Annotated in this window: 12 protein-coding genes and 1 pseudogene; 11 read left to right on the top strand and 2 right to left on the bottom strand. The window is 64.6% G+C overall.

Going from position 1 to position 12,867, the window contains the following annotated elements; all coding sequences use genetic code 11:
• Window positions 1–4 precede the first annotated feature (4 nt).
• Window positions 5–762 (top strand): IS5 family transposase gene (locus tag WBB85_RS12555; RefSeq protein WP_432638948.1). Its coding sequence is split into 2 segments (ribosomal slippage): window positions 5–323 and window positions 323–762, totalling 759 coding nucleotides; the frame shifts between segments, so codons are not numbered across the junction.
• A gap of 119 nt (window positions 763–881) precedes the next feature.
• On the opposite strand, the gene WBB85_RS12550 is transcribed toward WBB85_RS12555, so the two are convergent.
• Window positions 882–1,061: a DUF1674 domain-containing protein gene (locus WBB85_RS12550; RefSeq protein ID WP_432638945.1), complete on the bottom strand. Its 180-nt coding sequence runs from the start codon at window positions 1,059–1,061 to the stop codon at window positions 882–884.
• A 68-nt stretch (window positions 1,062–1,129) separates the two neighbouring features.
• Between WBB85_RS12550 and WBB85_RS12545 the strand changes: the two genes are divergently transcribed.
• The 7 genes from WBB85_RS12545 to WBB85_RS12515 all read left to right on the top strand — a co-directional run bounded on the left by WBB85_RS12545 (window position 1,130) and on the right by WBB85_RS12515 (window position 9,680).
• Window positions 1,130–2,410, top strand: coding sequence for an RsmB/NOP family class I SAM-dependent RNA methyltransferase (locus WBB85_RS12545; protein ID WP_432638944.1), 1,281 nt, complete (start codon window positions 1,130–1,132; stop codon window positions 2,408–2,410).
• Between the two features lie 149 nt (window positions 2,411–2,559).
• On the top strand, window positions 2,560–4,251 hold the full coding sequence (locus WBB85_RS12540; protein ID WP_432638947.1) for a heparinase II/III family protein: 1,692 nt from the start codon (window positions 2,560–2,562) through the stop codon (window positions 4,249–4,251).
• Window positions 4,252–4,263: 12 nt separating this feature from the next.
• Window positions 4,264–5,865, top strand: coding sequence for a bifunctional phosphoribosylaminoimidazolecarboxamide formyltransferase/IMP cyclohydrolase (gene purH / locus WBB85_RS12535; protein WP_432638943.1), 1,602 nt, complete (start codon window positions 4,264–4,266; stop codon window positions 5,863–5,865).
• 8 nt (window positions 5,866–5,873) lie between these two features.
• Entirely contained in the window at window positions 5,874–6,344 is a 471-nt protein-coding gene (gene lspA, locus WBB85_RS12530) for a signal peptidase II (protein ID WP_432638942.1), read from the top strand.
• Between the two features lie 52 nt (window positions 6,345–6,396).
• The gene (locus WBB85_RS12525; protein WP_432638941.1) at window positions 6,397–6,957 is read left to right on the top strand and encodes a DUF3035 domain-containing protein; all 561 of its coding nucleotides are present in this window, start codon (window positions 6,397–6,399) and stop codon (window positions 6,955–6,957) included.
• 72 nt (window positions 6,958–7,029) lie between these two features.
• Window positions 7,030–8,373, top strand: coding sequence for a M16 family metallopeptidase (locus WBB85_RS12520; protein ID WP_432638946.1), 1,344 nt, complete (start codon window positions 7,030–7,032; stop codon window positions 8,371–8,373).
• A complete protein-coding gene (locus tag WBB85_RS12515; protein ID WP_432638940.1) occupies window positions 8,370–9,680 on the top strand; it encodes a M16 family metallopeptidase in 1,311 nt (436 codons plus the stop codon). Before WBB85_RS12520 ends, WBB85_RS12515 begins: the two co-directional genes overlap by 4 nt.
• A gap of 7 nt (window positions 9,681–9,687) precedes the next feature.
• Here WBB85_RS12515 and WBB85_RS12510 read toward each other — a convergent pair whose 3' ends face one another.
• Window positions 9,688–10,131, bottom strand: a complete 444-nt coding sequence (locus tag WBB85_RS12510) for a helix-turn-helix domain-containing protein (protein ID WP_432638939.1) — start codon at window positions 10,129–10,131, stop codon at window positions 9,688–9,690.
• Window positions 10,132–10,382: 251 nt separating this feature from the next.
• On the opposite strand from WBB85_RS12510, the gene WBB85_RS12505 reads away from it, so the two are divergent.
• From WBB85_RS12505 to WBB85_RS12495, 3 genes and pseudogenes are all read left to right on the top strand, one after another.
• Window positions 10,383–10,658, top strand: a complete 276-nt coding sequence (locus tag WBB85_RS12505) for a hypothetical protein (protein WP_432638938.1) — start codon at window positions 10,383–10,385, stop codon at window positions 10,656–10,658.
• 107 nt (window positions 10,659–10,765) lie between these two features.
• Window positions 10,766–12,595: a DNA mismatch repair endonuclease MutL gene (gene mutL / locus WBB85_RS12500; RefSeq protein ID WP_432638937.1), complete on the top strand. Its 1,830-nt coding sequence runs from the start codon at window positions 10,766–10,768 to the stop codon at window positions 12,593–12,595.
• Window positions 12,592–12,867 (top strand): annotated as a pseudogene (locus WBB85_RS12495) (DNA recombination protein RmuC); the annotation flags it as partial. The gene mutL and the pseudogene WBB85_RS12495, both read left to right, overlap by 4 nt.

Here is a 12,867-nt window from a genome sequence, read left to right as displayed (position 1 = left end):
GATCATGACCGAGCTTTACTGGCTGACCGACACGCAGATAGAGCGGCTGCGACCGTTCTTTCCGAAGTCCCGCGGCAAGCCACGGGCCGATGACCGGCGAGTGCTGAGTGGGATAATCTTAATTCAGCGCAATGGGTTGATGTGGAAACATGCGCCTCGCGAGTATGGCCCGCCGAAGACGCTGTACAATCGCTGGAAGCGGTGGAGCCGGATGGGCGTATTCGCCCGGATCATGACCGAACTGGCGGCCCAGGCGCAGGAGACAGGAATTGTGATGATCGACGCGACCCATGCGAAGGCGCACCGGACAGCCTCCAGCCTTGCCGTGCAAAAGGGGGGCGCGGACGGCTGATCGGGCGGACCAAAGGTGGTCTGAACTCGAAGCTGCACGTCGTCGCTGACGCGAAGGGCCGCCCGATCCGGATGTTCCTCTCGGCGGGCCAGACCTCGGACTACATCGGGGCGCGGGCGCTCCTGTCCTCCATCCCGCAGGCGGCCGTCTTGCTCGGCAACCGGGGGTACGATGCCGACTGGTTCCGCAACGCGCTTATCGAGATGGGTATTTCGCCGTGCATCCCGTCCCGGAGAGGGCGAAAGGTCCCGATCCCGCACGACGCGGACCTCTACCGCCAGCGCCACAAAATCGAGAACATGTTCGCCCGCCTGAAGGATTGGCGCCGCATCGCAACCCGCTACGACCGCTGCCCGATCCTGTTCCTCTCAGCCTGCGCCCTCGCCGCAACCGGCATCTATTGGTTGTGAGTCCTGACTCTAGCGAGGCAATGCGACAATTCTTTGTTGCCGGGCCGGTACGGGTGGCGGGAAACACCGCAGAACAAAACCGGACGGCGGAACCGTTGTGGGCACATTCCGCCGCGCGTTCAGAAATCCACAGCGATGCCCTTCCTTTCCCAATCGCCAAAGCGCACAGGTTCCGGCCCGTCGCGCCCGCCGAGTTCGGTCGGCAGGTCCTGGGCTGCGGCCTGCTTGCGGCGCTCTGCCGCTTCAGCCAGCGCACGTTTGGCGGCGTCGGGCAGGTCCGTTCGGGTCTCGTCGGCCATGGGCGTTCCTTGTCTCGGGTTCTTCCATGATATACGGGGCCGGGGGCTGAGCGGCAACCGGAGGCGGCATGAGGGACGAGACGGCACGGGGTGCGGCGGCGCGGCTGGTTCTGGGCGTGACCGGGGACCGTGTGGCTTTGTCCGATCAATTGGCCGCCGGGGCGCTCACGGCCCTTGCACCGCCCGACCGTGCGCGGGCGCAAAGGCTGGCGCTTGCCACTTTGCGCAACCTGACCCGCGCCGACCGGGTGCTGAAACCCTGGCTTCGCAAAAATCCGCCGCCACAGGTCCGCGCCATCCTGCGCGTGGCGGTGACCGAGCTTTTCGCCGATGGGGCTGCCGCCCATGGTGTCGTGAGCGAGGCGGTCAGCCAGACCCGCGCATCGGGCCGCAAGGCCGAGAGTTTTGCCGGTATGGTCAATGCCGTTCTCCGCCGCGTGTCTGAGGTGCCGCGCGAGGACTGGGACCGGCACCCGGCCGAGGAACTGCCGGGCTGGCTGCGCGGGCGTCTCATGTCGGCCTATGGCAAACCCGCGACGATTGCCATGGAAGCGGCCCATGCCAGGGGCGCGCCCGTCGATCTGACCCCGAAGGACGGCGATGCGGTGGCTTTGGCCGAACGGGTCGGCGGGCAGGCCCTGCCGACAGGATCGGTGCGGCTGAGCGGGCCGGTCCAGATATCCGACCTGCCGGGCTTTGAGACCGGCGACTGGTGGGTGCAGGACGCCGCCGCCGCGATGGCCGCGCGGGTGCTGGCGCCGCAACCGGGCGAGCGGCTGCTGGACCTCTGCGCCGCGCCGGGTGGCAAGACACTGCAACTCGCCTCTTCGGGGGCAAAAGTCACCGCGCTCGACATCTCCGAGGCTAGGCTGGAGCGGCTGGGCGAGAACCTTGCCCGCTGTCGTCTGACGGCCGAAACCGTCACCGCAGATGCGCTGGAATGGGCACCGGAGGCCCCTTTCGATGCGATCCTGCTCGACGCGCCCTGTTCGGCGACGGGCACGATCCGCCGTCATCCCGATCTGCCGCATATCCGCGATGCGGCGGGCCTCAAGGACCTCTTCGCCCTGCAATCGGCCCTGCTCGATCGGGCGCTTGGCTGGCTCCGCCCCGGCGGACGCCTTGTATTCGCGACCTGCTCGCTCTTGCCGGATGAGGGCGAACGGCAGGTTTCCGCCGCGCTCGACCGCTATGCCGGTCTGATCATCAACCGCGCGGCCCTTGACCTCCCGGGCGTCGAACCGCATTGGATCAAGGGTGAAACCGGTCTGCGCCTGCGTCCCGATTTCTGGCCCGAATACGGCGGCATGGATGGCTTCTTTATCGCGCGGATCGACCGTGTGGCATAAGACCCGCCTTTAGCCGGTGACATCATCATGGGGTGCCGGTAGTCTCTGGGCCGGGCAGATTCCCGGGGTGGGGCTCCTCCCCGAAAAACAGAACGAGGGATACAGGCGTGACGCGATCCAGAAGCGGGGTCGGAGGGGTGACCGGAGCGATGCACCGGCTGCATGCGCGGCTGAGCGCATTGTCGCGGCCTGCGACCGGCTTTGTCAGCCAACCCGAGCCGCGCACGATCGGGTCCTTTGCGCGGGGGCGGCAGCTGACCGCCGGAAACTTCCTGTTTGCGGGCTTCCTGATCGAAGCCAGGGGCCGCTCCATCTGGGACGTGCCGGTGCCCGATGCGCGCTTTGAGGAAGAAATCCACGGCTGCGCCTGGCTCGACGATCTGGCCGCCGTGGCCGATGCCACGGCCTGTGAAAACGCACGGGCGTGGATCTTTGAATGGGTCGAGCGTTACGGCCGGGGCAGCGGGCCGGGCTGGACGCCCGACCTGACGGGACGGCGGATCATCCGCTGGATCAACCACGCACTTCTATTGCTGAACGGGCAGGACCGCGCGACCTCGGATGCCTATTTCCGCTGCCTTGGTCGCCAGACCATTTTCCTGTCGCGGCGCTGGAAGGCGGCCGCGCCGGGCCTGCCCCGGTTCGAAGCGCTGACGGGGCTGGTCTATGCCGGGCTGTCGCTGACGGGGATGGAACGCCATGTCACCTCGGCCGCGGCCGCCCTTGGCCGTGAATGCGCGCGCGAGATCAATTCCGAGGGCGGTATTCCAACGCGGAACCCCGAGGAACTGCTGGAGGTCTTCACCCTGCTGACATGGTCGGCCTCGGCGCTGGCCGAAGCCGGGCGGACACCGGCCAAACCGCATCTGGCCGCGATCGAACGGATCGCGCCGACGCTCAGGGCACTTCGCCATGCCGATGGCGGGCTGGCGCGGTTCCAGGGCGGTGGGCGCGGGCTGGAAGGCAGGCTGGATCAGGCGCTTGTCCATGCGGGCGGGCGGGCGTTGACGGCGCATGGGCTGGCTATGGGCTATGCAAGGCTCGCCTCGGGCCGCACCACCGTCATTGTCGATGCCGCACGCCCGCCTGCGGGAAGTGCGTCGACCAATGCCCATGCCTCGACACTTGCCATGGAACTGACCTCGGGTCGGCGGCCAGTGATCGTCAATTGCGGCTCCGGAATGGGGTTCGGCCCCGACTGGCGCCGGGCAGGCCGCGCCACGCCGTCGCATTCGACGCTGGCGATCCACGGCTTTTCCTCATCGCGCCTCGCCGCCGACGGGGCCCGCAGCCAGTTTGCCGATGTGCCCGAACAGGTCTGGGCCCGGCCCGAGGGTGACGCCTATGGCTACCGGTTGACGGCGGGCCATAACGGCTATGTGCCAACGCATGGGCTGACCCATATCCGCCAGTTGTTCCTGTCGACCGACGGGCGGACATTGACCGGGGATGACACCTTGGGCGCGATGGCCGTGGCGGATCGCCGCCGGTTCGAGACGATCATGGAGCGGGTGAAGCATCAGGGCGTGCCCTTCGCTGTCCGCTTCCATCTGCATCCCGATGTCGATGCGGCGCTCGACCTTGGCGGCAGTGCGGTGTCGATGGCGCTGAAATCCGGTGAGATCTGGGTCTTCCGTCATGACGGCAATGCAGAACTGACGCTGGAGCCTTCGGTCTATCTTGAAAACGGGCGACTGAAGCCGCGTGCGACGAAACAGATCGTGCTTTCGGCCCACGTTCTTGACTATGCGCTGCAACTGGGCTGGACCTTGGCCAAGGCACAGGATACCCCACACGCCATCCGCGACACCCATCGCGACGAAGACGTGACCGCCGAATAAAGGACGCTGCCCTTGACCGAAAACGCCGCCCAGCTGGCCCCGATCGCCCGTGCCCTGATCTCTGTTTCCGACAAGACCGGGCTTCTCGATTTCGCCAAAGGACTGGCCGAACGGGGGGGAGAGCTGCTTTCGACCGGCGGCACATCGGCGATGCTGCGCGAGGCGGGGCTGACGGTGCGCGATGTGGCCGATGTGACCGGTTTCCCCGAAATGATGGACGGACGGGTCAAGACGCTGCACCCCAAGGTGCATGGCGGCCTCTTGGCGCTCAGGGATAACGCGGGCCATCTGGTCGCGATGGAACAGCACGGGATCGAACCCATCGACCTCCTGGTGGTCAACCTCTACCCGTTCGAGGCCACGGTCGCGAAGGGGACCGACTATGACACCTGTGTCGAGAATATCGATATCGGCGGCCCGGCGATGATCCGCGCGGCGGCCAAGAACCACGCCCATGTCGCCGTGGTCGTGGACCCCGATGATTATGAGAAACTGCTGGGCGACGTGGACCAGCATGGCGGCAAGACCAGCGCAGAGTTTCGACGCATCCTTGCCCAGCGCGCCTATGCGCGTACTGCCGCCTATGATGCGGCGGTGTCGACCTGGCTGGCCGGTGCCATCGGCGATCCTGCCCCCCGCCGCCGCGCCTTTGCCGGGACGCTGGCGCAGACGCTCCGCTACGGCGAGAACCCGCATCAGTCGGCGGCCTTCTACACCGATGGCTCTGTCCGTCCGGGTGTCTCCTCGGCGGTCCAGCATCAGGGCAAGGAACTGAGCTACAACAATATCAACGACACCGATGCGGCCTTCGAACTGGTGGCAGAGTTCGACCCCGCCCAAGGCCCGGCCTGCGCGATCATCAAGCACGCCAATCCCTGCGGCGTGGCACGTGGCGCGACGTTGCTGGAGGCCTACAAAGCCGCCTATGACTGCGACCGCACCTCAGCCTTCGGCGGCATCGTGGCACTGAACCGGGTGCTGGATGCGGCTACGGCGGAAGAGATCTGCCAGATCTTCACCGAGGTTGTCATCGCGCCGGGCGCCGATGACGCGGCCAAGGCGGTTTTTGCCGCCAAGAAGAACCTGCGCCTGCTGACGACCGATGGCCTGCCCGATCCGAAATCTCCGGGTCTCGCCTATCGGCAGGTCGCGGGTGGGTTCCTTGTGCAGGACCGTGACAACGGGGTCATCACTGAAACCGATCTGAAGCTCGTCACCAAGCGCGCGCCGAGTGAGGCGGAACTGCGCGACCTCCTGTTCGCCTGGAAGGTTGCGAAGCACGTGAAGTCGAACGCCATCGTCTATGTCAAGGACGGCGCCACGATGGGCATCGGCGCGGGGCAGATGAGCCGGGTCGACTCGACCCGCATCGCCGCACGCAAATCCGCCGATATGGCCGAGGCGCTGGGACTGGCCGAGCCGACCGTCAAAGGCTCCGTCGTCGCCTCTGACGCGTTCTTCCCCTTTGCCGACGGATTGCTGACCGCCGCCGAGGCCGGGGCGACTGCCGTAATCCAGCCCGGCGGTTCCATGCGCGATGATGAGGTCATCGCCGCGGCCGACAAGGCAGGGCTTGCCATGGTCTTTACCGGCCAGCGGCATTTCCGGCACTGAGGGCGCAGATGCGACTCGTGATCTATGTGATGGCGGCGACCCTGGTCCTCGATCAGGTCTCAAAGTTTTTTGTCGTCCATATGCTCGACCTCTGGTCGCGCTATGAAATCACGGTGCTGCCCGGCTGGTTCAACCTGCGCATGGCGTGGAATCAGGGGGTGAATTTCGGCCTTCTGTCGAATTCCAGCGATCTGGCCCGCTGGGGTCTGATCGCGCTGGCGCTGGCCATATCGCTTTGGGTCTGGCTCTGGGTGCGCCGCGAACCGCACCGGGTCATCGCCAAGGTCTCGGCCGGTCTGCTGATCGGCGGGGCGCTCGGCAATGTCGTCGACCGGCTGATCTACGGCGCGGTGGCGGATTTCCTGAACATGTCGGTGCCGGGGCTTTACAACCCCTATTCCTTCAACATCGCTGATATCACGATCTTTGCGGGCGCCATCGGTCTTGTGCTTTTCACCGGGCGGGAGAAGACCCCGTGACGCGCGGCGGGACATGCGCTAAACGAAGGCAGGACGGGTAAGGGAGAGACCTATGGCGGTACGGCTTGGCATCAAGGCAATCGCGGCGATCTGCGCGGTCCTGTCGCTGTCGGCCTGCGGCGGCGTCTTTGGCGGCAAGGACAAGGTGCCCGACCTGATGAACACCCGCTCGGCCAGCCGGGCACCGGACGAATTCGCTATTCTGCCCACGAAACCACTTGAACTGCCCGAAGATCTGGCCGCCCTGCCAGACCCGACGCCGGGTGGGTCCAATATCACCGATCCGACGCCCGAGGCAGATGCCGTGGCCGCCCTTGGCGGCAACCCGGCCGCCCTGTCGCGCACGGGAATCAGTGCGGGCAATGGTGGGCTCGTCTCCTACTCCACGCGCTTTGGCACCGGTGCGGATATCCGCGATGTGCTGGCCGCCGAAGACCTTGAATACCGGCGCAAGAATGACGGCCGCCTCCTGGAGCGCCTCTTCAACGTCACCGTCTATTACCGCGCCTATGCGCCGATGTCGCTGGATCAGTATGCCGAGCTGGAGCGCTGGCGGAACGCTGGCGCGCGCAATGTCGGCGCCCCGCCCGAAGAAACCATCGGCGAGAACTGACTTCACCACTTCGTCACTGCCCTTGACGTCACCGCCGGGACGGTTACCTCTGCCATTGGACTGAGGGAGAGCATCATGTTCCGCATCTTGCGTTGGGCAGCCGCCGCTGCGCTGACTGCACTGCCGGCGACCGCCGGTGACGTTTCAAGTTTTTCACTGCCCAACGGCCTTGAGGTCGTGGTGATCGAGGATCACCGGGCGCCCGTCGTCGTGCAGATGGTCTGGTACCGGGCGGGGGCGGCTGATGAAAAGCCGGGTCTTTCCGGCATCGCTCATTACCTTGAACACCTGATGTTCAAGGGCACCGATACCATGGCGCCGGGTGAGTTTTCCCGCGTTGTCGAGGACAATGGCGGATCGGACAATGCCTTCACCTCATGGGATTTCACCGCCTATTTCCAGCGCATCGCCGCCGACCGGCTGGAACTGGTGATGCGGATGGAAGCCGACCGCATGCGCAACCTCAAACTGACCGAGGATGACTGGCGGACCGAGCGCGAGGTGGTGATCGAAGAGCGCAACCAGCGCACCGACAGCGATCCCGGCGCGATCTTTTCCGAACAGCGTCGCGCGGCGCAATACCTCAACCATCCCTATGGTACGCCGATCATCGGCTGGCGGCATGAGATGGAAAACCTCACCCGGCAGGATGCGCTGGACTGGTACCAGACCTACTACGCGCCGAATAACGCGGTGCTGGTGGTTGCGGGCGATGTTGAGCCGGATCAGGTGCGTACATTGGCCGAAACCTACTACGGCCCCCTTGCGCCCAGCCCCGACATCAAGACACGCGCCCGGCCGCAGGAACCGCCGCAGCTATCCGAACGACGGATGAGCTTTGCCGATCCGCGCGTATCGCAGCCCTATGTGGCGCGCGGTTATCTGGCCCCCGAACGCGACCCCGGCGCGCAAGACAAGGCCGCGGCGCTGACGATCCTTGCCGATCTGCTCGGCGGCGACGGCCAGACCGCCTTTCTTGCCCGCAAGCTGCAATTCGATCAGAAGGTCGCGATCTACACTTCGGCGAGCTATGACGGCACCTCGCTTGACGATTCGACCTTCAACCTCGCCGTGGCTCCGGCCGAAGGTGTGAGCCTGGCCGAGGCCGAGGCAGCGATGGACAAGGCACTGGCCGAATTCCTTGAAACCGGTGTCGATCCGGCTGCCTTCGCCCGGGTCAAGACCCGTATCCATGCCTCGATGATCTATGCCGAGGACAATGTGAACGGCCTCGCCCGCCGCTATGGCGAAGCACTGACGACCGGGCTGACCATCGCCGATGTGCAGGCATGGCCCGACGTGATGGACGCAGTGACCGAGGACGACGTGATGGACGCCGCGCGCGAGGTCTTCGACCGCAAGCGCGCCGTGACAGGCTGGATGATGCGTGAAGGACAAGAAGAGGTGATGCAATGATCCGGGTTCTTCTTGCTGCCTGTCTGGCGCTTGCCACGGCCCTGCCCGCCAGCGCGGTCGATATCCGCGAAGTCACCTCGCCCGGTGGCATCAAGGCCTGGCTGGTCGAGGAACATTCGATCCCCTTCACGGCGCTCGAACTGCGCTTCAAGGGCGGCACCAGCCTTGACCGGCCCGACCGGCGCGGCGCCACGCTTCTGATGATGGCCATGCTCGAGGAAGGCTCAGGTGATCTCGACAGTCAGGGCTTTGCAGGGGCGCGCGATGCGCTGGCCGCCGAATTCAGCTTTGACGCCAGCGACGACACGGTTTCGGTGTCGGCGCGGATGCTGAGCGAAAACCGCAACGCCGCGCTGGCGCTTCTGAAGACCGCCCTGACCGATCCGCGCTTTGACCCTGATGCGGTCGAACGGGTGCGGGCCCAGGTCGTGTCGATCATCCAGTCAGACGCGACCGATCCGAACACCATCGCGGCCCGATCCTTCGATGAACAGGCCTTTGGCGCGCATCCCTATGGATCATCTCGCAACGGCACGCTCGACAGCATGGCCGCGATCAGCCGCGATGACCTGTTCGATGCCCACAAGGCCGTGATGACCCGCGACCGGGTCTATGTCTCGGCCGTCGGTGACATCACCGAGGCTGAACTCGGCGCGCTTCTGGACACCCTTCTGGGCGATCTGCCCGCAACCGGTGCGGCGATGCCGCCCGCCGCGACGAACAGCCTGACCGGCGGGGTTACGGTGATCGACTATTCCAGCCCGCAATCGGTCGTCATCTTCGGCCATGAGGGCATCAAGCGCGACGATCCTGACTTCTTCGCGGCCTATCTGCTGAACCAGACCCTCGGCGGGGCCGGGTTTGGCGCAAGGCTGATGGAAGAGGTCCGCGAAAAGCGCGGCCTGACTTACGGCATCAACACATATCTGGCGCCGATGGATCTGGCCGAGACCTGGCAGGGCGGTTTCGCCTCGGCCAATGAAAAGGTCGCCGAGGCGATCGAGGTCGTGCGCGCCGAATGGGCCAAAGCCGCAGCCGAGGGTGTGACGGCGGAAGAACTGGACGCCGCCAAGACCTATCTGACCGGCTCCTATCCCCTGCGGTTCGACGGCAATGGGCGGATTGCCGACATCCTTGTCGGCATGCAGCTTGAAGACCTGCCGACAAGCTATGTCAACGACCGCAACGCCTATATCGAGGCCGTGACGCTCGACGACATCAAGCGCGTGGCGGCGCGGCTGATGAAGCCTGACGATCTGCGGTTTGTCGTGGTGGGCAAGCCGGTGGGGCTGGCTGAAACCGACTGAAGACCCGTTAGCGCGACGTAGAGCGCATCTCGACATGCTCCCGGCATGTCTGGAAGAGTCCGTCGAGATGTTTGATGCGGTCGCGCATCCGGTCAATATCTTCTGAAGAAATGCAGTTGGGGTTGTCCGGCAATTCGACCGTAAACTGATGAAGCGCCCCCAGCAGTCCCTTGAACTGACTGTCTATGCGCTGCATTGCGGTCAGGCCGCTTGCATTACCGTGTAGCGCAACCACCGTGTCGGTCTCTGTGTCGCTAGGCTGGACCTGGCCTTCAAGTGAAGCCAGTGCCCGCTCCAGTTTGATAATGGAGTTCGGGTGCACACGGCGGCGTCCGTCCAGTATCTTTTTTACGGTGTTGAAGTGAAGGTCGGCGAGTTTTGCCGCTTCAGCCGGGGTAAGATGGGCGTCCCTCAGACGGTCAGATATTGATCGCCGCCCATCATGGGGCATGTTAGCTTCCGCCATTGTATTGCCTCTCTCGCCCGTTGCCGGGTTCATGCCCGGCTTGTTGTTACAACCATATCACTTCACGTGAAAGCACGAAAGAGAAAATATGGTTGTTTGGCCACCAAGCCACACAATATCTCGTGATAGTTCCTAAAAAAGTCAAAAAAGGAACTCGAATCAGCACAAAAAATAACTTCTGAAGTGTTTTTATGTTATTCTGCGTTGCAGCGTTGTGCGGACATGGGAGGACAGAAATGGAGAACGCAGGACACATCTACTTCATCGCCTTTACAGGCGCGGCAGCGCTCGCATTGCTCCTCGCGGCATTACGTGAAGCCTTTCCGATTGCACTGAAGAAATATTTGCCAATAGGCGGTTCAGATTTCAAGCAAACGGCAATTCTTGTCCTTGCGGCGTTAGCATTGGCAACCTTCATTGAGCTTTATCAGGGTTCAGGCAGAGTGTCAGCTATGCCCACATCTACGGCGCGTTCTCAAGAAAACGGTGTCGACGTTTCGGGGGCCAACTAAAACACCACCTCATGACCGACCTTGTCTGACTTAAGATGTCAGACAGGGCATGTTGAAACAAACAGGGAACTGGCCGAATCGGCGCGGGGCGTGCTAGTTCTGGGGGTATGACCCTTCAGGACCCCAAGATACGCCCCGAACGCCCGGTGATCCGCCAGCTTGACGAAGCTGCGGTCAACCGGATTGCGGCGGGTGAGGTGGTCGAACGGCCCGCCTCTGCGGTCAAGGAACTGGTGGAAAACGCGCTGGATGCAGGGGCACGGCGGGTCGAGGTGGTCTATGCCGATGGCGGCAAGACCCTGATCCGCGTGACGGATGACGGCTGCGGCATGACGGCCGAAGACCTGCCCTTGGCGCTGGCCCGCCATGCGACATCGAAGATCGACGGATCCGACCTTCTGAACATCCGCAGCTTCGGCTTCCGGGGTGAGGCCCTGCCCTCGCTCGGCGCGGTCGCGCGGCTGAAGATCACCTCGCGCGCCGAGGGCGGTGAGGCCGCCGCGATCGCCGTAGCCGGGGGCCGCATGGCACCGGTTCGTCCGGCGGCACTGACCAAGGGCACCGTCGTCGAGTTGCGCGACCTCTTCTACGCGACGCCTGCACGGCTCAAGTTCCTGCGCTCCGACCGCGCCGAGGCGCAGGCGATCAAGGATGTGGTTCAGCGGCTGGCGATGGCCGAACCCTTTGTCGGCTTTACCCTGCGCGATGGGACCGGCGGCGGTGAAGGCAAGCTGATCTTCCGCGCCGATGCCGAACAGGGTGAATTGTTCGGCGCCCTGTCGCAGCGCCTTCGCACCCTCATCGGCAAGGATTTCGCCGACAATGCGCTGGCGATCGACGCCGAACGCGAAGGCATCCGCCTGACAGGCTATGCCGCGCTGCCGACCTATTCGCGCGGCGCGGCGGTTGAACAATTCCTGTTCGTCAATGGCCGTCCGGTCCGCGACAAGCTGCTGATCGGCGCGCTGCGCGCAGGCTATATGGATGTGCTGAGCCGCGACCGGCACCCCGCCGCCGTGCTCAACCTGATCTGCGATCCCGAGCGGGTCGATGTGAACGTCCACCCGGCGAAGGCCGAGGTGCGTTTTCGCGAACCCGGCATTGCACGTGGGCTGATCGTTTCGGCCCTGCGCCACGCTCTGGCCGAGGCCGGGCACCGCGCATCGTCGACCGTCGCGGGCCTGACCCTTGGCGCGATGCAGCCCGAGCCCGGCCAGCCCCGCATCTATCAGATGGACCGGCCCTCGCAGGCCGCACTTCGCACCGCCTACACGGCGCAGGCACCGCTTGCCCCGGAACTGGCGGAAGCCTCCGCCCGCTTCGACCCTGACCCGATCCTTGAAGAGCCGCAGGACCAACAGCCGCTAGGCGCCGCCCGGGCACAGGTACATGAGAATTACATCATCGCCCAGACCGCGAACGGCCTGGTCATCGTCGATCAACACGCCGCCCATGAACGGCTGGTCTATGAACGGCTGAAGCGCCAGCGCGATGAAAACGGTGTTGCGGCACAAGCCCTGCTGATCCCGGAGATCGTCGATCTGTCCGAGGGAGACGCGCGACTGCTGCTCGACCATGCCGAGGCTTTGGGCCAGTTGGGCCTGACCATCGAACCTTTCGGCGGCGGCGCCATCGCGGTGCGTGAAACCCCGGCGGTGCTGGGTGAGGTCAACGCGACGGCCCTTCTGAAAGATATCCTCGACGAGTTGCACGACCTCGGCGACAGCCAGCGCCTGCAATCTAGGATCGACGCGGTCCTTTCCCGCATGTCCTGCCACGGCTCGATCCGTTCCGGCCGCCGGATGCGACCCGATGAGATGAACGCACTTCTGCGCGAGATGGAACAAACGCCGCTATCGGGCCAGTGCAATCACGGCCGACCGACCTATGTGGAACTGAAACTCAGCGATATCGAACGGCTTTTCGGACGGACATGATCACTTTCAACGGCCAGACCTATGCGTTTGACGACCCGCTCGTCCTCACCGCGCTTGGCGGCGCGGCGCTTGTGCTTCTGCTCTTCATCCTTCTCATCGTCACCTTGCGCGCGGCCGCCCGGTCGGCGCGGATGACCGAACCCCTGGGCTATCACCTCACCCAGCTTGGCAACCGCGTCCAATCGCTGTCGGACGGCCAGCAGCAGCTTTCGGGCGGCCTGACCCATGTGTCCGAGGCGCAGGCCGCGTCACAGACCCGCGTTCTGCAACTG

Origin of the sequence: Albidovulum sp., assembly GCF_049646345.1 — a bacterium.
In the GTDB taxonomy this organism is placed as follows: domain Bacteria; phylum Pseudomonadota; class Alphaproteobacteria; order Rhodobacterales; family Rhodobacteraceae; genus Albidovulum.
The sequence above is the reverse complement of the archived record's forward strand: the minus strand, read 5'-3'. Positions and strand labels throughout refer to the sequence as shown.